Origin of the sequence: Hymenobacter sediminicola (assembly GCF_014250515.1) — a bacterium.
GTDB lineage: Bacteria > Bacteroidota > Bacteroidia > Cytophagales > Hymenobacteraceae > Hymenobacter > Hymenobacter sediminicola.
Genome location: NZ_CP060202.1, coordinates 2,904,560 through 2,923,813 on the forward strand (window position 1 = coordinate 2,904,560; position 19,254 = coordinate 2,923,813).

At 57.5% G+C, this 19,254-nt stretch carries 15 protein-coding genes; 9 read left to right on the top strand and 6 right to left on the bottom strand.

Annotated elements, in window-relative coordinates; translation table 11 throughout:
- Window positions 1-129 precede the first annotated feature (129 nt).
- The gene (locus H4317_RS12400; protein WP_185886912.1) at window positions 130-681 is read left to right on the top strand and encodes a TetR/AcrR family transcriptional regulator; all 552 of its coding nucleotides are present in this window, start codon (window positions 130-132) and stop codon (window positions 679-681) included.
- Between the two features lie 125 nt (window positions 682-806).
- Here H4317_RS12400 and H4317_RS12405 read toward each other — a convergent pair whose 3' ends face one another.
- The 4 genes from H4317_RS12405 to H4317_RS12420 all read right to left on the bottom strand — a co-directional run bounded on the left by H4317_RS12405 (window position 807) and on the right by H4317_RS12420 (window position 5,235).
- The gene (locus H4317_RS12405) at window positions 807-2,114 is read right to left on the bottom strand and encodes a DUF4270 family protein (protein ID WP_185886913.1); all 1,308 of its coding nucleotides are present in this window, start codon (window positions 2,112-2,114) and stop codon (window positions 807-809) included.
- On the bottom strand, window positions 2,107-3,111 hold the full coding sequence (locus H4317_RS12410; RefSeq protein ID WP_185886914.1) for a Kelch repeat-containing protein: 1,005 nt from the start codon (window positions 3,109-3,111) through the stop codon (window positions 2,107-2,109). The genes H4317_RS12405 and H4317_RS12410 overlap by 8 nt, the downstream gene beginning before the upstream one ends.
- Before the next feature lie 259 nt (window positions 3,112-3,370).
- The gene (locus H4317_RS12415) at window positions 3,371-4,120 is read right to left on the bottom strand and encodes a LytR/AlgR family response regulator transcription factor (protein WP_185886915.1); all 750 of its coding nucleotides are present in this window, start codon (window positions 4,118-4,120) and stop codon (window positions 3,371-3,373) included.
- The gene (locus H4317_RS12420) at window positions 4,117-5,235 is read right to left on the bottom strand and encodes a sensor histidine kinase (protein ID WP_185886916.1); all 1,119 of its coding nucleotides are present in this window, start codon (window positions 5,233-5,235) and stop codon (window positions 4,117-4,119) included. Before H4317_RS12420 ends, H4317_RS12415 begins: the two co-directional genes overlap by 4 nt.
- A gap of 322 nt (window positions 5,236-5,557) precedes the next feature.
- Here H4317_RS12420 and H4317_RS12425 point away from each other — a divergent pair, with 322 nt between their 5' ends.
- Window positions 5,558-6,001 carry a hypothetical protein gene (locus tag H4317_RS12425; RefSeq protein WP_185886917.1) on the top strand — a complete coding sequence of 148 codons (444 nt, stop codon included), beginning with the start codon at window positions 5,558-5,560 and terminating at the stop codon, window positions 5,999-6,001.
- Between the two features lie 103 nt (window positions 6,002-6,104).
- Here H4317_RS12425 and H4317_RS12430 read toward each other — a convergent pair whose 3' ends face one another.
- Entirely contained in the window at window positions 6,105-6,779 is a 675-nt protein-coding gene (locus H4317_RS12430) for a MarR family winged helix-turn-helix transcriptional regulator (protein ID WP_185886918.1), read from the bottom strand.
- A 112-nt stretch (window positions 6,780-6,891) separates the two neighbouring features.
- On the opposite strand from H4317_RS12430, the gene H4317_RS12435 reads away from it, so the two are divergent.
- The 4 genes from H4317_RS12435 to nhaA all read left to right on the top strand — a co-directional run bounded on the left by H4317_RS12435 (window position 6,892) and on the right by nhaA (window position 12,500).
- Window positions 6,892-9,348, top strand: a complete 2,457-nt coding sequence (locus tag H4317_RS12435) for a TonB-dependent receptor (RefSeq protein WP_185886919.1) — start codon at window positions 6,892-6,894, stop codon at window positions 9,346-9,348.
- Window positions 9,349-9,425: 77 nt separating this feature from the next.
- On the top strand, window positions 9,426-9,800 hold the full coding sequence (locus H4317_RS12440; protein WP_185886920.1) for a spore germination protein GerW family protein: 375 nt from the start codon (window positions 9,426-9,428) through the stop codon (window positions 9,798-9,800).
- Window positions 9,801-9,884: 84 nt separating this feature from the next.
- A complete protein-coding gene (locus H4317_RS12445; protein ID WP_185886921.1) occupies window positions 9,885-11,072 on the top strand; it encodes a PAS domain-containing sensor histidine kinase in 1,188 nt (395 codons plus the stop codon).
- 93 nt (window positions 11,073-11,165) lie between these two features.
- Window positions 11,166-12,500 (top strand): Na+/H+ antiporter NhaA, encoded by a 1,335-nt coding sequence (nhaA, locus tag H4317_RS12450; RefSeq protein ID WP_185886922.1) that lies wholly within the window; start codon window positions 11,166-11,168, stop codon window positions 12,498-12,500.
- 33 nt (window positions 12,501-12,533) lie between these two features.
- On the opposite strand, the gene H4317_RS12455 is transcribed toward nhaA, so the two are convergent.
- Window positions 12,534-13,235: a RibD family protein gene (locus tag H4317_RS12455; protein ID WP_185886923.1), complete on the bottom strand. Its 702-nt coding sequence runs from the start codon at window positions 13,233-13,235 to the stop codon at window positions 12,534-12,536.
- 65 nt (window positions 13,236-13,300) lie between these two features.
- On the opposite strand from H4317_RS12455, the gene H4317_RS12460 reads away from it, so the two are divergent.
- From H4317_RS12460 to H4317_RS12470, 3 genes are all read left to right on the top strand, one after another.
- The gene (locus H4317_RS12460) at window positions 13,301-14,707 is read left to right on the top strand and encodes a hypothetical protein (RefSeq protein WP_185886924.1); all 1,407 of its coding nucleotides are present in this window, start codon (window positions 13,301-13,303) and stop codon (window positions 14,705-14,707) included.
- An 842-nt stretch (window positions 14,708-15,549) separates the two neighbouring features.
- Window positions 15,550-17,709, top strand: coding sequence for a glycoside hydrolase family 2 TIM barrel-domain containing protein (locus H4317_RS12465; RefSeq protein WP_490707431.1), 2,160 nt, complete (start codon window positions 15,550-15,552; stop codon window positions 17,707-17,709).
- Window positions 17,710-17,989: 280 nt separating this feature from the next.
- Window positions 17,990-19,240, top strand: coding sequence for a site-specific integrase (locus H4317_RS12470; RefSeq protein WP_185886925.1), 1,251 nt, complete (start codon window positions 17,990-17,992; stop codon window positions 19,238-19,240).
- Window positions 19,241-19,254 lie beyond the last annotated feature (14 nt).

Consider the following 19,254-nt stretch of genomic DNA (forward strand, 5'->3'; position numbering starts at 1 on the left):
GCATGCCGTGTATTGAACTTGGCTGCCTATTTTTGAGGTACAGGGATATAGCCACGCTGCTACCTTAGGAGCTGCTTTCAGCTACGTTCGCCTTTCGCGGGGCGTCTGCCTACTTCACCTACCTGCACCATGAAAAGCTTCCAGCGAATCGAGCAAACCGCCTTGCAGCTGTTTGCAGAACGGGGCTACGACCATACATCTACGGCGCTGATTGCCAAAGAGGCCGGTGTTTCTGAGCCCCTGATTTTTAAATATTTCCAGAGTAAAGACAAGCTTTTCGAATCCATCATCAAGGATGGCTACAAACGCATTGTGGAAGCGAATCGGGGCATGCTGACCGAAGCCGACGCCAGCGCGCTGGTCCTGAAAGTCATCGACCTGCCCTACAAGCTGGTTCGGGAAGAACGCGCCTTCTGGACGCTGCAGGATAAAGCCTTCGACAAAGAGGTGGTGCAGAAACACTTCCAGAAGTTCATGCTGCCGGTATACTCGCTGCTCAACAAGGCGTTTGTGGATATGGGCTATGCGCAGCCCGACCTAGCCACCTACCACCTCACGCTGCTGGTACAAGCACTGTGGCGCCAGCTGCTGCACGAGCAGGACGACGAGATGCTGAACCGGCTGAATGCCTACCTCAAGCGCATATATACCAACCCAGCCATGACCGAGCTGCATCAGTAATTCGGCGCCGCCGTTCAGTAATCAGTTCCAACAACAAGGCCGCTCCCAAGTATGGGAGCGGCCTTGTTGTTGAATCGTAAGACTTCGGCAGCTTGTTGAGAAGCTGCCGAAGTCTTACGGCAGGCTTACGGCGCAATACGGGAGTAGTAGACTTTTAGCTGGAGCGGATGCGCTGTATTTGCCGTTGAGCCCAGTATCACACGCTCTACGGTACTGGCTTCGGCGCTGAGCAGGATGCCGTTGTTTTCCAGCGTCCCGCGCAGCACACTCTCCATGTATGCCGTCAGGTTCAGGGCATAGAATCCCTGCTGCAACCCGGTACGGGCCGATATATCTTGTTGGTAGGCCACGGTGAGCGTGCTGCCATCGGCGTTCAGAAACAGGGCCCCGCTTTGGTTGGCCCGGCTGGTCAGGCGCGGAACCAGAGTGGCCGGTGGCGGCAAAAAGCGGCTTTCGGTACTGGTAACAACCTCCAGCCGCAGTTGCGCGCTATTGACGATGATGGTGCCGCCCAAATCCTTCAACTGCTGTAGGTACGGAAACTCCAGCTTGGTTCGCAGGCCCAATCCGGCCTGGATATATGTTTCCTCGGCGGTAGCAGCACTGGCCAGTGCCTGCCGTGTACCCGTAAGTGAGGCCAGCGCCGTGCTGCTCCGGTCGGCTTGCAGCTGAAAGAAGTAGGCATTAGAACCAGCGGCCGAAAAATCCTCCGTAATGGCCACAGTAGGGTCGGTGGGGTCGTGGTAGTAGAGGTGTAGTGTAGCGGCAGCAGCCCAACGCAGCGAGGCATTGTCGGCGCCTCCTGGGGCCAGCGCCAGGCCAGGCAGGCGGGCCCGCAGCTCGTCGGTGGTCATCAGCTGGCCGCTTTGGCCAGCCTGTAGCAGCTCCCGCCCCAGCCCATCGGCCAGCCGCATCCGAAAGCTCCCCAGCCCTGCCCGGGCCCGGAAAGTGCGGCTGCCCAGGGCCGTAGCCTCATAGCCCAGCGCATCACGCGTGTAGTAGGTTTTGCCGGTCCGGAAAGGCTCCTGCAGGCGGTGCACGGCCAGCTGCTGCGTGCGGGTAGTGTCGCCGTAGCGGTATGAGTCGGCGGTGAGTTCCAGCACCAGCGAGTCATACACCATAGTCTGAGTCGGTTGGAAGGCTGAACTCAGCCCCGGTTGCAGAAAGCCGCGGGCCACAATGGTACCCAGGCGCGCATCCACGTAGCGCCCGGTCAGTAGGTAGCCAGTACCTGAGGACACAACTGAGTCGGTGAGGACCGTGCTGGTGCGCACCGTGAGGGTATCAGTATAAAAGGTGCCCGTGGCAATATTGGGCGAAGGAAGATCGTCGCCGATGCCCGTGGCTTCGGTGCAGGCCGCTAGGCACAGCAGTAGCAGCGCCAGCCCACTATTCCAGACACGAGTACCGGCGTAACGGAGGCGCTTAGTCATTTTCCTCCTCTGGCGACAGTTCCCACAAATCGTCGAGGCGCGTGGTACCGGAGAGGCCCAGCGCAATGTAGCCGCGGTTGTTCAGCGAGAAGCCGCAGGCATACGTGCGGCTGGCACCGCTGAAAGCTGTTTTCACGGTCCAGGTATCGGCCGTGGGGTCGTATTCCCAGCAGTCAGTCAAGCTACCGTTATGGTTACCCAGTGCTACATAGCCTTTGTCATTCACCACGAAGCCGACGGCATTTTGCCGCACCAGGGCGCTGTAGTCATAATCGTAGTCGTCGTTGTCATCATCGTAATAGACCAAGTCGCGGCGCTGTGTCCATTGCTCGGCAGCGGGGTCGTAGGCCCACACGTCGGTCTGGTAGGTGCCGTTGTCGGAGCCCAGCAGCAGAAAGCCTGTGCCTCCGATGCTGAAGGCCGACGCCCCCAGGCGCTTATTGCCCCCGAAGCTGGGCTTTTGCGTCCAGATATCGGCAGCCGGGTCATACTGCCAGAAATCCTTCTTGCTGTTGCCATCAAATCCGGTGCCTACATACCCTTTGTCGGCAATGGTCATGGCGACGGCGCCATAGCGGGCCGAGCCACCAAAATCAGCTTTCTGCGTCCACTGGTTGGTGCCGGGATTATACTCCCAGAAGTCCCGGAGCTTGTTTACCCCATCGTAGCCGGTACCTACATAGCCTTTGCCATTCGCCGCGAAGGCCACGGCCATATACCGCCCCACTCCCGGAAAATTGGCTAGCTGCCGCCAGGTGTTGGTGGTGGGGTTGTACTCCCAGAAGTCGTTCAACTTATCAACGCCGTCCGTACCCAAGCCTACGTAGGCTTTGTCGCCGATGGTAAAGCTGACGGCTGCGTTGCGGGCAAGGCCCTCGAACTGCGAGCGGCCGGTCCAGACGCCCAGCACAGCCACTTCGGGGTCATCATCGGTGGAGCAGGAAGTGAAGCTGAGTGCAGCCAGCAGCAGCAGTACTGCAGAAAACAGGTTTTTCATAGATGGTTAGGTTGGATACTGAGTTGGGGAGCTGAAAGCAGGGCCAAAGCGTTGCAGCGCTCCAGCCTTGCCTGGCTCTCAACTCTCACGATTCAAACCTACCCTCCCCTTTCGGCGGCTACCAGCACAGTCGGCCATTGCCCGCATTCCCTAGACAGTCGGCCTGATTTAGCCGGTCGGTCTAAGCGTTTCGATAGGGCCAGAAACACAGCAAGCGGCCCATTTTGGGCCGCTTGCTATGCAAATTCATCCTTTACAGTCAGGTCCAGCGGCTCAGAAACTGCAGGAAAGCTTCTTTGTACTGGTCACTCACGGCAATGGTGGCCGGGCCAATCTGCACCGTCAGGCGTCGCACCGATTCTATCTTGTCGAGGGCCACAATGAACGAGCGGTGAATGCGCATGAAGCGCCGGGCGGGCAGCTTCTCTTCGATGGACTTCAGACTCATCAGCGACAAGAGCGGCCGTGGGGCGCTGTGCAGATGCACTTTCACATAGTCCTTCAGGCCCTCTACATACAGAATGTCGCTCAGGGCCACTTTCACCAACTGGTACTCTACTTTCAGGAACAGAAACTCCTCTTCTGCGGCGGCAGGAGCCGGCACGGGTGCCGCTACGCTTTGGCCCCGCTCGGCGTAGGCACGGGCCTTGGTGGCAGCCCGCAAAAACTCTTCGTAGTTGAACGGCTTTACCAGATAATCCAGCGCATCTACGCGGTAGCCATCCAGCGCATATTGGTTGAAAGCTGTGGTGAAGATGATGCGAGGTCCGGTGCCAGGCTGCCCTCGGTCCAGCGTGCGCGCCAGTTCCATGCCATTGAGGTCGGGCATCTGGATATCCAGGAAAATCAGGTCTACCCCGCCCGGGTGTTCGTGGAGGCCTTGCAGAGCCTCTACGCCACTGCTGTAGCGCCCTACCAGGTTGAGGAAAGGAGTTTTTTCGATAAACGAGCAGGCCAGGCCCAGCGCCAGCGGCTCATCATCAACGGCTATACAGTTCAGAACGGTCATGCGAAGGGGGCTACGGACAGCGTAAGATGCACCCGGAATTCTGGGTCGGGAGCAGAAGGGTCGGTGACAAGCAGCGTGTAGCGGCCGGCATACAGCAAATCGAGACGGCGGCGCGTGTTTACCAACCCAATGCCGTTGCTTTCTTCGAGGCTGGCCACAGGCGTAGCAAAGCGCGAGTTGCGGACCTCCAGTTCCAGCACTTCGCTGGTTGGCTGCCGCACGGCTATACGGATGTGGCTCGCCTCTGTAGCGCTAACGCCGTGCTTAAAGGCATTTTCCACGAAAGGCAGCAGTACCATAGGCGCTACCGGCACTTCCTGTACGGGCTCCGGCAGCTCCAGCGTCACTTCCACCTTGTCGGTGAGGCGCAGGCGCATAAGCGTCACGTAGTCCTGCAAAAACGCAATTTCCTTGCTCAGCGGCGTGGTGCCGGCCGTGGTATCATAGAGTACGTAGCGCATCATGCGCGAGAGGGTGTGCAACGCCACGCGGGCAGCATCACCATCCAGTAAAGTCAGCGCGTAGATGTTGTTGAGGGTGTTGAAGAAGAAGTGCGGATTGATCTGAGCTTTCAGAAACGACAGTTCGGAGCTTACCTTCTGCTGCTCCAGCTCCTGCCGCTGCCTGGCATCGTGCTGCCACTTCTGCACTGCCGTAATGCTGGTGCTGATGCCCAGCACCAGCAATGTCATCAGCATACTCATGGCATCGAAACGCCGGCGCGGTCCGCCCCCGGGTCCACCAGGACCACCGAAGCCGCCGGGACGCCGCGGCCCCTGCCCCTGATGCAGGGCCTGATCCATCAGGGCCTGCAGATTCAGCCACGACTCAAGGGCCTGAGTAAGCAGCGTAACCGCTACGGCCGTTCCGAGCACCACCACCACAAACCACCCGGCGTGCCCCCGAAATAGTAGCCGCGGGACGCTCACGCGAGCCGTGAAGTAGAACGCGGCTACCCACATAGCAAACACCAGCGCCTGCTTCACCCAGAACTGGGGCGGCAGCACCACGCGTCCGGCAAACGGCTGAAACAGTAGCAGCGTCAGGCCGAATACGCCCCACAACAGCACGTGAATCAGAGGAGTGAGAATACGCCGAAACGAAAATGAAACCATCAGGCAAGTGGTAAAAGAGGAAGTACAAACCTAACCTATGCCGCCGCCCCAAACCAGCCCGCCCGACTGCCCGCCAGAATCTATCGACCGGCCCGGAGCTTTCATCGGCCAACTGGTGTGCGCCCTCCCAAAGCCGGAAAACAGAGTTGGTCGGGGTTTCCGGTGGGTTGGTCGGCGTGTTGCGGTAAGGCGGTCTAGCACATTTCGATACCGGCCGTTTCGGCTGCAGGTTTGCACTACCGCTGGCAGCTACCGGACGCCGCATTTCTTGGGCGAAACCCGGCGCTACAACTCATTTTTTTCTCCTGTAATCTCATTTATCATGAAAAACGCACTCCTTTCCCTCGCCACTGCTTTGCTGCTGACTACCGCTGCAACTGCCGCTCCGCACCAAGCCAGCCCCGGCCAGGACATTGCCCGCCGCGACGACCGCAAAGACAAAGATTTCAACTACGGCTACGACAAGAAGCACAAAGTAACGGCCGAGGAAAAAGCCCGCTGGGAAGCAGCGCACAAGACCGGCCAGCAACCTGCCAACCGTCCGGCCGCCGACAAAAACCGCCAACTAACGGCCGAAGAAAAGGCCCGCTGGGAAGCCCGTAAAAATGCGTCGAAGGCTGATAAGAAGGGTGACCGAAAAGACGGCAAAGACTTCAACTACGGCTACGAAAAGAACCACAAAGTGACTGCCGAAGAGAAGGCCCGCTGGGATGAAGCGCATAAGAATGAGCGCCGCGACGGAAACCGCAACGACGACCGTCGCTAACCATTACGCTAAGAACAGAAACCCCCGCTTTCCTTATGGAAAGCGGGGGTTTCTGTTCTATAGCCAGCTACCCTGCTTTCTAGGAGCCGCAAAGCGGGGCGCGCTATGCAGCTGGAGTATCATCCGGCAGATGCTGCAGCAGGTCGGAGAAACTGCCGGCGCGGCCCCCCTGGAAAATGGGCAGATGGAAGGCATCGAGCTTTTGCAGCAGGTACAGTAGCTGAATTCGCTCAGCGCGGGTCAGGTCGCCGGCAATCAGCTGGGAGGCTTGGCCCATTGGCCCGAAAACCTGCCCAAGTACCGCGCCACCCGCCTCCGTAATGGTGAGAAGTTTACTGCGCCGGTCGGTGGCATGGGGCTGTTCGGCTACCAGCCCGCGGGCTAGCAACCGCTTAATGACTTCCGTGCCAGTGGCCTTTTCGTGGATATTGCGCGCAATCAGCTCGGTTTTCGAAATTGGCTGGTGCCCCATTACGGTGGCCAGATAGGCGAAATCGTCGGGGGTGAGCAGTGGCGTGCCCGCCAGCCCCAGCCGGATATAAGAGCGGGCGTAGCGAGTAAGAAAGATGAGCAGCTTACCGATTTCCGCTTCCGGCGGCATAGACGGCACAGTAGCTGGTGCAGATGGCCCGCGCGGCTCCGGCGGCGCCGCAGTTCGGCCGTAGAGCCAAGCAGCAAAGCCAGCCAAATTAGGGGCAGAACTGCCTGTCCCTCCCCGGCCCAGCTCCTCGAACTGTTCTAACTGCTCCAGAAGCTGCTTTAATAAGGTATAAGCCATGAAAAGCAAAGTAAAACAAGATACCTGAATGAAGTATGAAAAAATACTTTTTACTTTTTAAAACATACTAATACGGTCTATGTTCGTACGATACCCAACTAAATTCGCGGTTATGCTGCTTCGCTACCTCCTTGCGTTTCTTCTTCTAATTGTGGCTTCCGGGCCGGTGCAAGCACAAAGCACCGGTGTACTCAGCGGTACCGTGCGCGACCGGAACACGCAGCAACAGCTGCCCGGCGTGACGGTGGCGCTGGAAGGCACTAGCCTAGGCACCGCCACTGACGAGCAGGGCCGCTTCCGCCTCACTGGTATCCCCACGGGTAGCTACAACGTGCGCGTGTCTTTCATTGGGTATGAGCCGCTGTTGCGGGCCAACGTGAGCATCACTTCCGGCAACTCCAACATCGTGAGCCTGGAGTTGGTACCGTCGGCGCAGGCGCTGGGTGAGGTACAGGTAACGGCCAACCGCGCCATTCGGGTGGCTACGCCCGAAACTCCGCTGAGTGTGCAGCGCCTGAACGTGGAGGAAATCAAGAGCAACCCCGGCGGCAACTTCGATATTTCTCGGGTGGTGCAAGTGCTGCCCGGCGTGGGTGGCGGCGGCACCAGCGGCACGGCTGGCTTCCGCAACGACATCATTATCCGGGGCGGCGCCCCCAACGAAAACGTGTATTACCTCGACGGCATTGAAGTGCCAGTCATCAACCACTTCCAGACCCAGGGCAGCGCCGGCGGGCCTACGGGCATGCTGAACGTGAGCTTTATTGAGGATGTAACGCTGAGCTCCTCGGCCTTTGAAGCGCGCTACGACAACACCCTGAGCAGCGTGCTGCAGTTCCGGCAACGCGACGGCAACCCCGACCGGGTGCAGGGCAATGTGCGGTTGAGTGGTACCGAGGTGGCGGGCACGCTGGAAGGTCCGCTGGCCAAAAACACCACGTTTCTGGCTTCGGTCCGCCGCTCCTACCTGCAACTACTATTTCAGGCCATCGACCTACCCATTCGGCCCAACTATTGGGACGCGCAATTCAAAGTCACCACCAAACTCTCGCCCAAAACCACCATCACGGCCCTGGGCCTGGGGGCGCTGGACCACTTCGAGGTAGCCGTGCCCAAGAAGTCGTCGTTGGAGAAAGAGTACATTCTGCGCAACACGCCCTCCATCGACCAGTGGAACTACACGGTGGGCGTGTCGCTGCGGCAGCTGTTGGAACGCGGCTACCTGAACGTGGCGCTGAGCCGCACGCAGCTCGACAACCAGGTAAATCGGTTTGAAGGCGGCGCCGAGTTCAGCAACGACGAGAGCCGCCGCAACCTGCTCACCCGCTCGGGCGAGACAGAAAACAAGCTACGCGTGGATGTAAACCGGGCGGCGGGCAAGTGGCAGTATGCTTACGGGGCCGTGGGCCAGTGGATTACGTTCGACAGCCGCTACTTTAACCGTTTGCGCCGCGAAGTGCTCAACCCCGACGGCACGGTGCAGCAGCCGGCCGTGGATGTGCGCTTTCAGTCCGACCTAAGCTTTGCCCGCTTCGGGGCGTTTGCCCAGGTCACGCGCCCTTTCCTGCCCGACGACCGGCTCACGCTTTCGGCTGGTGTGCGCGCCGATGGCAACTCCTTCACCGAGGACGGCGCCAACCTGCTGCGCACCATCTCGCCCCGTGTGTCGGCTTCGTACGCGTTGGCCTCGCGCTGGAACCTGAACGCCAGCATTGGGCGCTACTACAAAATTCCGCCTTCCACCCTACTCGGCTTCCGCGACGCCAGCGGCCAGTTCGTCAACAAACGCAACCGCTACATCGGGAGCACGCACTACGTAGCAGGGCTAGAATTTCTGCCCGCGCCCAGCACGCGCTTTACCGTGGAAGGCTTCTGGAAGCAGTATAGCCACTACCCAGTGAGCGTGCGCGACGGTATTTCGCTGGCCAACCTGGGCGGCGACTTCGCGGCCCTGGGCAATGAGGCCGTGACGAGCACCGGCAAGGGCCGGACCTTCGGCGGCGAGTTTTTCTTTCAGCAGAAGCTCACCAACAACTGGTTTGCAGTAGCGTCCTACACCTTGTTCAGCAGCGAGTTTACGGGCACCGACGGCGTGTACAAGCCCTCGGCCTGGGACACGCGCCACCTGGCTTCGGCCCTGCTGGGCCGCAAGTTCAGCCGCGGCTGGGAAGCGGGCGTGAAATACCGCTTTGCGGGCGGCGCGCCTTACACGCCATTCGATCTGGCAACTTCGCAGCAGAACTACCTCACCATCGGGCAGGGTGTGCCCGACTATGCCCGCCTGAACACCGAGCGGCTGGGCAGCTACCAGCAGTTCGACTTCCGCGTTGATAAGAAGTACAACCTGCGCCGCGTCACCATCGACCTGTTCATTGACCTGCAGAACGCCTTCCTGATCAAGAATCCTGCGGTACCGAACTACACCTTTCAACGTACCCCCGACAACTCGGCCTTCATCACCACCGACGGCCAGCCCATCCTCGCCAACGGCTCCAACGCGGTACCCGTCCTTCTTGCCGACGACGACGCCACCGTGCTGCCTACCATTGGCTTCATTGTGGAGTTTTAGAGCAGAACGGCTCACCGCCTCGGGCTGCCGGCCGCTCCGTTTGTTTACCTTGCTGCCTACCATTCCTCGCTTCTGCTATGACACCTACTCTCGATTCTACCACAACTCCTTCCTCTTCGCTGGTTGAGCGCCTGGCCCAGCAACTAGGAGCTTCCGCCAGTGCCCAGACCATTTTTGGCACACCCGTAGAACGGAACGGCGTCACGGTGATTCCGGTGGCGCGGGCCATCTACGGTTTTGGGGGTGGAGGCGGCTCCAAAGTGTCCGAAGGAGAAGGTTCGGGCGGCGGCGCAGGCATGGCCCTCACTCCCATCGGCTACATCGAGCTGACCGAAGGCCGCTCCCGGTTCCGGCCCATCCGGGGCTCGGTGGTACCACTGGTGGCCGTAAGTGGGCTGGTGGCCCTGCTGCTGCTGCGCAGCGTGCCCAAACTGTTGCGCCGGAACCGATAGCAGACGCCAGCCGCTGGCTTTTGTGCAACTTGCGGCTGGGTAGTCCGGCTACACCCCAGTACGTCGGCGGCTACTCGTTCTGTTATGTCCTCATCCCGCACTCCTTCTTCGGCCGAATACAGCACTCTGGAAGCGGAAAACCGCGCACTACGGGAGGAAGTTGCCCAACTGAAGGAGCAACCTGCCGCTGAGCGGGCGCAAAAACAGGAACGTTTCCGGACTGTGTTTGAGAACTCGCCGCTAGGCCAGAAAATAATTACCCCCGATCTGGTTATCAGGCAAGCCAACCAGGCGCTGGCCACCATGTTGGGCTTTGAGAGCGGCAAGGACTTGGTAGGTCGTCGCATCCTGGAGTTTGCTCACCCCGACCACATTGCCGACTGGCAGAAGCTTCAGGAGCGTTTGTGGGCGCATAAAGAGCCCAGCTTCACACTAGAAACGTGCTTGGTGCATCAGAACGGTTCCTCGTTTTGGTGCCGCATCACATCGGTTCTATTCCCCGATGATGGCGCGGAGTTGGGCTATACGACCCTGGAAGACATTGCGGAGCGCAAGAGTCTGGAGATTTCACACAGGCGCCTCTACGATGCCCAGGAAACCATTCTGCATCTAGCGGCCCACGACCTGCAAAGCCCCATCAACAACCTGCAGATGCTGATTGAGTTGCTGCGGCTAGAGCCAGCGGTACAGGCCGCTGCCGGCAACGACCAGAAAACCATTCAGGAGTTACTCACCCTGATGGAGCGCTCCTGTGAGGCTGCTAATGTGCTGCTAAAAGACGTGCTCTACCTGGGCCAGATTGAGGCTGACAGGCTTGAAAAGCACCGCACGGACCTAGGAGCCTACTTGGATGAGCGCCTTACTCTCTTTCGGGTAGCAGCGCAGGAAAAAGGAATAGAGTTGGTTCTGGAATTGCCCGCCGAGTCCATTCATGCCAACATCCACGCCGATAAGTTTGGCCGTATCCTCGACAACCTGCTGACCAACGCCTTCAAGTTTACGCCCACGGGCGGTAAGATTCAGGTGCGGCTGCAGCAGCATGATGGCCATGTGCGCCTGATAGTTCAGGATACGGGCCTGGGCATTCCGGAGGACCTGCAGCCTCATGTTTTCGACAAGTTCACGGCCGCTTCGCGCCCCGGCCTCTACGGCGACACCACAACCGGCCTGGGATTGTTCATCACCAAGCAAATTGTGGAACTGCACGAGGGCAAAATCTGGCTGGAAAGCCAGGAACACCAGGGCACCACGTTCTTTATCGACCTGAGCTAGCCCTGATTCCGGTCTGTGCACGCCGTGGCCCCTGTTTCGCACTGCCGAGTGCAGCCGGTCGGCTGAGGTAACGGCGCCTTCTGCTCTCATACTATGGCATTAACCCGACTTGTGCAGCCGCTGGTGCGGCCTTTTTCCGAGTTTTTCCGGCGCGAGGCGGCCAGTGGTATTGTGCTGCTGCTAAGCAGTGTGCTGGCACTGGTGCTTGCTAACGTAGACTGGGGGCCGGCTCGCTATTTTCCGGCTATCTGGGAAAGCCCGCTGCGCCTCGCCATCAACGGGTTTGTGCTGGAAAAGAGCCTCCTGCACTGGATAAATGATGGCCTGATGACGGTGTTTTTCCTCATTGTAGGTCTTGAAATAAAGCGCGAAGTGCTGGAAGGCGAGCTGGCCTCGCTGCAGCAGGCGGCATTGCCCATTGCCGGCGCTCTGGGGGGCATGCTAGTGCCGGCGCTGCTGTTCACCGTTTTCAACCAAGGCACACCTACGGCAGGCGGCTGGGGGATTCCAATGGCCACCGATATTGCCTTCGCGCTGGCCGTGCTGCAATTGCTGGGGCCACGAGTGCCGCTGGCACTTAAGGTATTCCTCACGGCCCTGGCCATCGTCGATGATTTGGGGGCAGTGCTTGTTATTGCCCTTTTCTACACCCAGGACTTGCTGCTGAACTATCTGTTCATGGCCTTAGGTATCTGGGCAATGCTGGGCATGCTCAATATTATGGGGGCACGCAGTCTGCTTTTGTATCTGCCGCTGGGAGCAGTGCTGTGGTATTTCATGCTCAAATCGGGGGTGCACGCCACGCTGGCCGGCGTAATGCTGGCTGTGACCATTCCCTCGCGCATCGGGCATAGCCGGGCGGCACTGCTGCGCCTGCTGGAAGGCCGGCTCGCCTTCATACAAGAAGAGGCGCACGCCGGCACCACTGACCCGCGCACTATCAGCGAGGAGCTGGAGGCCCTGTCGGAAGCTGTCAGCTCGCCCGCCCAGCGGCTGGAACAGCGCCTGCACAGCGTGGTATCGTTTGGTATCATTCCGCTGTTTGCCTTCGCCAATACGAGCCTCGTTATTGAGCCGGCCGTGTTTCGGCAGCTGCTTTCGCCACTGGGGCTGGGCATTATAGTAGGGCTGCTGGTAGGCAAGCCACTAGGCATCTGCTTGCTGGCCTGGCTGGCCACTAAGCTGGGCTGGGCCACGCTGCCCGCAGGCATTACCTGGCGGCATCTGTGGAGCGTGGGCGTCGTGGCAGGTATTGGGTTCACCATGTCCATCTTCATCACGCTGCTGGCACTGGGCGAAAAATCGGAGGGCGAAGTGGTGGCTAAAACAGCCATTCTGGTGGCGTCGCTGCTGGCCGGCGGCATCGGCTATGTATTGCTGCGCACCGCACCAGCCGTGCCCTCCCCAGCCCTCCAGCAGCCGGAGTGAGCTACTCGCCCGGATGCAGCAAATCCGCTTTTATTAAGCTTTGAAACGGTACTTCAGCCACACCACGTCGTTGTCGAGTTGCTGCACCTCGCTTAAGTGCAGGCGCGTGGCCGGACCTTTGCGCAGGTAGTCGCTCACCTCAAATGTGGTCGGCGACTGGAGCGTGCCATCGGCAATGGGCAGTAGCAAGAGGCTCAACTCGTCGATCAGGCCGGCGTTGAGCAGGGAGCCATTGAGGTGGCCACCGCCTTCCAACATCAGCGTTTCAATGGGAAATAGCGCCGCCAGTTGCTCCAGGGCCGAGGCGAAATCTACTTCTGTACGGCCAGCAAACAGGTAGGAAATGCGTCGACGCTGCAGGTAATACAGATACTCGTCGCTGACCTGCTCCGTGAGCACCTCCACGATATGGTCGCCGCCGGTGGTGTTGCTGTCCCAGCCCAGCTTGCCGTGCGCATCTACGGCCACGGCAAAAGAAGTGGCGCCAGCATCTCCGATGAAGGGCTGCCTAGCAATGGGGTGCGGGGCAGGTTGCAGGTCGGGCTGCACGCCGCCAGAAAAGTCGCGCTCCATTGTTACGCGCCCACACATCCAGGCTTGGCTAGTGAAGGTGTCGTGGTATTTCTCGAAGTAGCCGGAGTAGGTGGTGGTCAGCTCTTTGTCTTTCCAATTCGCAGACAGAATCTTTCCGTCCACCGAGGACATCATGTGGCAGATTACGTGGGGTCGTTTCATAGTTGGCTTTAAACGGGCTTCCAGACGATAAGGTGGCTCGGCGACCGGCTCAGTAGGTAGGTTAAATGCCCATCCTACTTCCTGTCCTCATCTGCCCGCTGTTTGTGCTGGTGGCTGCTATAGACTTCCGCATCAATGCCTATAAGCAGATTAGCCAAGTGCCCTCGCTTTTGGCTTATACTTGTTTGATGAATAAGAAAGAGAAGCTGAATGCTATTGTCAACTCCTGCGAACGTCTTTTCGGACGTGGGGCAGCCAGTAGTTGGACGCACAGTGACTTTGTTGAGCTGAGCCAGGAAATTCTGCGTGATACCAAAGTCAACATCAGCCCGAGTACGCTCAAACGGATTTTCGGGAAGGTAGCGGTAGAGGATGATTACCTGCCCCAACAGGCCACTATTGAAGCTCTCGAAAAATTTGGGGGCTACTCTACGCCGGAAAGCAGTCAATCGTCTGCAATTCCGGAGGCTGTTCCGGCTGTCGAACCTGCACCGGTGGTAGCCGCGGAAACTGTACTTACCTCTACCTCCAAAAGCTCACAATATCCCAAGGTGGCGTTAGCCGTTGCGGCTACTCTCCTACTGCTACTGGGAATACTCACCCTGGCATATTTCTGGCCTAGAACCCAGCCCGCTGGCCGAATCACGCTGACCGATGTAGAAGGGGTGCTGCCTGCTACCGCTTTCTTTCGCCTGCAAGCACCTGCTGAGCGGGATAGTCTGTTCGTCGATTTCGGCGACAAATCCGCAATGGTTTACGTGGTTCCGGACCAGGAAAACATTGCGCATAACTACTTGTACCCCGGCGTATTTACGGTGAAGCTGCGGAATCGGCAAGACACCGTTTCCACGACCAAGGTCTTGGTGCGCTCCGACGGATGGCTTGGCTTAGGCTTCAATCGGCCACAGGATTTGCCCAATCATTACTACGCCTTTCCAGCGGGCCGAAGCGGGCCGGATAGCCTGTTCCATATTGCGAATCGTGAGCTGCACAACATTGGGCTGGACACCACCAGCCCCTTTTTTACCCGGCTCTGCAATTTCACGCCCGTTGCGAGTAGCCCGGACAACTTTGTATTCGAAGCAACCTTTAAAAATGAAGCGCAGGGAAAACGGATTTACTGCCGTAGCAGCCAGTTTCAGATAACCGGTCTGAAGAACATTCTCCGGTTTAAGTTGGCAAGCCCCGGCTGTAGCTACCGGATATTAAATGTTGTTAGCGAGCAGAATTTCCGGGGCAATAAAATAAACCTTTCGCAATTTGTGATTAATCCGGATCAGTGGAACACGGTGAAATTGGTTAATAAAAACAAGCACGTTTCGCTGCTAGTAAATGACAAACTACTATTTACCGGCCCCTACAAAAAATCATTGGGCGAAATAAAAGGCCTGTTCCTGGAATTTGAAGGCAATGGATTTATCAAGAATTGCCGCTTAACTGCCCTCGACGGGAAAGTACTATATCGTTTCTAGCGCATACCCCGGCTTCCCGTACCTGACGTTCTGTACCTGTTAGTCCTGGCGGGCGTGGTCTGGCCGGGCTACTCCGTGCGGCACCCTACTAGTCCAGGTCCTGGATTCATACCCTGTATTCAGACAATAGCTACAGGCCCCTGCTCAAACCAGGCGCTGGACTTCCTGCACGACCATACGAACCAAGTACAGGAGCTTAACGATGCTGTTCACAGCATTATACCCAGTACATTATTCATTGATTTACAGAATATTAACCTGTTCATTGTTTTGAACAAACTTTGCTCAGGGTGGCGTAGCTATTCCGGAAAAGCCAATGAATACTTTTGGCTTGTATCCCGGCTATGGCGCGGACCAGTGCTGACCATGGTGCAAAAGTCCCGGGCTTTCTTAGCTTCATCAAAGCCGGTAGAATGAGCCTGCACTACGGTCTACTGTACCTCTCAGCGGCCAGCATTTCCCGCTTCTGCAACCGGATTGCCCGCATGTAGTGCACCGGTTTTCAACTTCCACCTTCCAGCCCCATGCCCACCCTCATGTCCTTCGCACGCTTGCAGGTACTGCCTTATGTAGTAAAGATGCATAAGGCAACAACTGCTATTTTACTTTCTATTTTAATTTCTGCTTGCTGCGCAACATCACTTAGTGCACAAGGAAATAAAGAATCAATCAGAATAAACCAGCTTTTTAATTTTGGCTGGAAATTTAAAGCGGGTGATGTTTCGAATGCGCAACTACTGACATTTGATGATAAAGACTGGCGCAAGCTGGATTTACCGCACGATTTTCAGTTTGAGCAGCCCTGGGATAAAGCGGCCAGCCGCGGGCGTGGGTTCAAGACGATGGGCGTCGGGTGGTACCGCAAAACGTTCAAAGCGGATGCCCGCTGGAAAGGCAAGCGCATCCTGCTCGATTTCGAAGGCATCATGCTCAACGGGGAGGTCTGGCTGAACGGCAAAAAAATCGGCGGGACAGACTACGGCTATCTGGGCTTTGAAGCCGACATAGCCGACGTGCTCAGCTACGACACCGACAATGTGGTGGCCGTCCGGGCTTCGACGGGTGAAAACGGGGACTCCCGCTGGTACACGGGGGGCGGCCTGTTTCGGGATGTGCATTTGGTGGTAAAAGACAGCGTTTCAATTGCCCGGCACGGCATTTTCATAACCACGCCCCGCATTTCGGCGCAGGCGGCCGAAGTCAGAGTGCAGGTGGAAGTGGCAGGAATCAGAAACAAGCAGTACCCGCTGGAAATAACTACCCGCATATTCTCGCCTGATGGAAAGCAGGTAGCGGAAACCAAAACCTTGGCGCCCCAGAAATCGAAACTGGCTACCGTTGAAGTTTCGTTGCCAACGGCCACTATTGCTACTCCGAAGCTGTGGTCCTGCGAAACGCCCGCTCTCTACACGGCCGAAGTTTCCCTATTGCTAAACGGCAAGGTGGTAGATAAGCTCACCAAGCGGTTTGGCATCCGCACCGTGGAGTTTTCCAAGGAGTTCGGGCTACGGCTGAACGGCAAAAAGGTATTTCTGAAAGGCGTGGCCAATCATGATGACCTGGGTGCGGTCGGCGTGGCGGCGTATTCCACGTCAATTGCCCGCATGATGGACCGGCTCAAAGCCTTTGGCTTCAACCACATCCGCACCTCACATAACCCCTATTCCGAGTCGTTTTTCGATCTGGCCGACGAGAAAGGTATTCTGGTCGTGGACGAGCTATATGACAAATGGGGAAGCACCGTGGCCTGGTCCGGCAGTGCCCCCTGGACGGAGCTATGGTTCGACAGCATGAAGGAATGGATAAAACGTGACCGGAACCACCCGTCGGTTATCCTGTGGAGCTTCGGCAATGAGCTACAGTTTCAGGAGGAGCGCTGGGGATTTGCCACCGGAGATTGGGGCAAAACCACCTACCGGATAATGGACGTGGTAGCCAAACGCTACGACCCAACCCGCAAAACGACCGTGGCCATGTACCCAGCCCGGGCGGGCGGCATCATCAAAAGAGACCCGGATTTCAAGATTGAAAGCAACATAGTTCCCCCTGAACTCGCTACCATAACCGATGTAGCCAGTTTCAACTACGTCTGGGACGACTATCAGCGGTATTTGAAGCATGCACCCGACATGATTATCTACCAGAGCGAGGCGGTAACTAATGAGCTGGCTGCCCCTTTCTTCGGCATGGACCGGGACAAGATGGTTGGCCTAGCGTATTGGGGTGCCATTGAGTACTGGGGCGAATCTGACGGCTGGCCCAAGAAAGGCTGGAACTACTCCTTTTTCAACCATGCCCTGGAGCCTTTCCCCCAGGCGTGGCTAACCAAAAGCATTTTCCAGGACGAACCGGTGGTGCATATCGGGGTGGTCGACAACGAAGGCGAATCGAAGCTGTGGAACGATGTGGTGGTGGGCCAGAAGGTTATTTCGGACCACTGGAATCGGGAAGCCGGGAAAACGTACAACCTCTACACCTACACCAATGCCGAGGAGGTAGAGCTAGTGGTGAATGGCAAATCGGTCGGGGTGCAGCAAAACTCGGCCGACGTAAAAAAACGCAATACCATCTTTTGGAAAGACGTTCCCTTCACGCCCGGCAAGATTACGGCCATTGCCCGTACGGGCGGCAAGGTGGTAGCTCAGCATGAACTGGAAACCACCGGCAAAGCTGTTGGCTTGCAGCTTGAAACCGAAAACCCCACCTGGAAAGCCGACGGAATGGACCTTCAATATGTGCGAGTGTACGCCGTTGACAGCAAGGGCCGCAAAGTAATGACGACGCCCGGAGAGGTTACCTTTGAGGTGCAAGGAGCCGCCCGCTTACTGGCAGCAGACAACGGCAATCATGTCAGCGACGAGCTATTTGCCGGCCCCAAGAAAGTGCTGCACAACGGCTTCGCAATGGCTATTCTACGCGCGGAGCAAACGCCCGGAACCGTGAAATTGAAGGTTTCCGCCACAGGCTTGAAACCGGCACAGAAAACGTTGCAGGTCAAGTAAAGAACATCACTTACATATAGCACCTCCGAAAAACAAAAACCCCACCTGCAGCTTGCAGGCGGGGTTTTATGCAGAGAGGATGGAACTTACACCCCACATTCAGCACCGACAGCATACCACTAAAAAAAGGGCCTATTGCAGCGCATATGGGCATTTTATGTGTGTACCCCGAAAGCATTAGTCGGGATTAATCGGGTTAAAACGGCAGGTGTGTACCCCTGCGTGTACCCCGAGAATCATTTTTTTGGTAGCTTTGGAATGGCAACTATTTACCCTCACCATGGCAACCGTATCCTTCCATTTGAAGGAGCCGAAGGCGGAACGTCCTACGGCTATCTTCGCGCTACTCACTATTGACCGGCGCACCCGAATAAAAGTATACACCGGGCGTTCCATTCACCCCCGGCAATGGCTGGCAGGTGAGCAGAAGGCTCAGGAAAGAGGCTACCCCGATAACCCGTCTCTTAACACTGCTTTATCTACCCAAGGAAAGCAGATAGAAGAATGCTACGCGGCATACCTGGCCCAAGGACTGGTGCCAACTGCTGCACAGCTCAAAGAAGCCGCCGCGCCTAAGCTGCAGCCCGAAGCAGCGGCCCCGCCGGCGGCTGGCCTGCAGTTCTGGGATTACTTTGCCGAATGGGTAGAATTGGCGCGCCTACGTGGCAAAGCCAGAAGTGCCAGTGTGTACGATACTACCGGCCGGCACCTACGAGGCTTTGAGAAGAAGGCGAAGTATGCCGTAGGATTCGACACTATTACCCCTGCATTCAACGACCGTTTTACGGCCTACCTGCTTACTACGGCCGGCCTTACGGATAATACTGTAGCCAAGCAGGTAATGACGCTCAAACGCTTTATGAAGTGGGCCGCCGAACGGGGCTACCACAGCAGCATTGGGTACGAACGGCTCACCTGGAAGCGACAGGAACCGGATATTATTACCCTCACCGCCGAAGAAGTAGAGGCACTGGAAAACCTCGACTTACCCGAAGCCGGCTACCTCGACAATGCCCGCGGCCTATTTCTGCTGAGCTGCTACACTGGCCTCCGCTACTCCGATCTGGTGAGTATCCGGCCGGAGCATCTTCGCGGCCAGACGCTACGCCTTACCACGCAAAAGACCCGCGAAACAGTAACGATTCCGCTGCAGGCCCGCGCCCTCCCGATAGTGGGCCGGATGATTGCAGGCGAGATACGGGCGGTATCCAATCAGAAGCTGAACGACTACCTGAAAGAGCTGGGAGAGCGGGCGGGTATAACCGATCCGGTAGAGGTTATTCGCTACCGGGGCGGCAACCGTGAAAGCACTACCCTCCCGAAGTGGCAGAAGCTAGGATGCCACACCGGCCGCCGCACCTTTGTAACGCTAAGCTTGGAAAGGGGGCTTCGGCCGGAACTGGTAATGAAGATTACCGGGCACCGTGATTGGAAGTCATTTAAACGATACGTGAATATTACTGAGCAAACAGTAGAAAGGGAGTTTGCCCGCGTGTATGAAATGCCAACCAATTTGAAGTTAGCAGTATAAATTAATTCGATTTC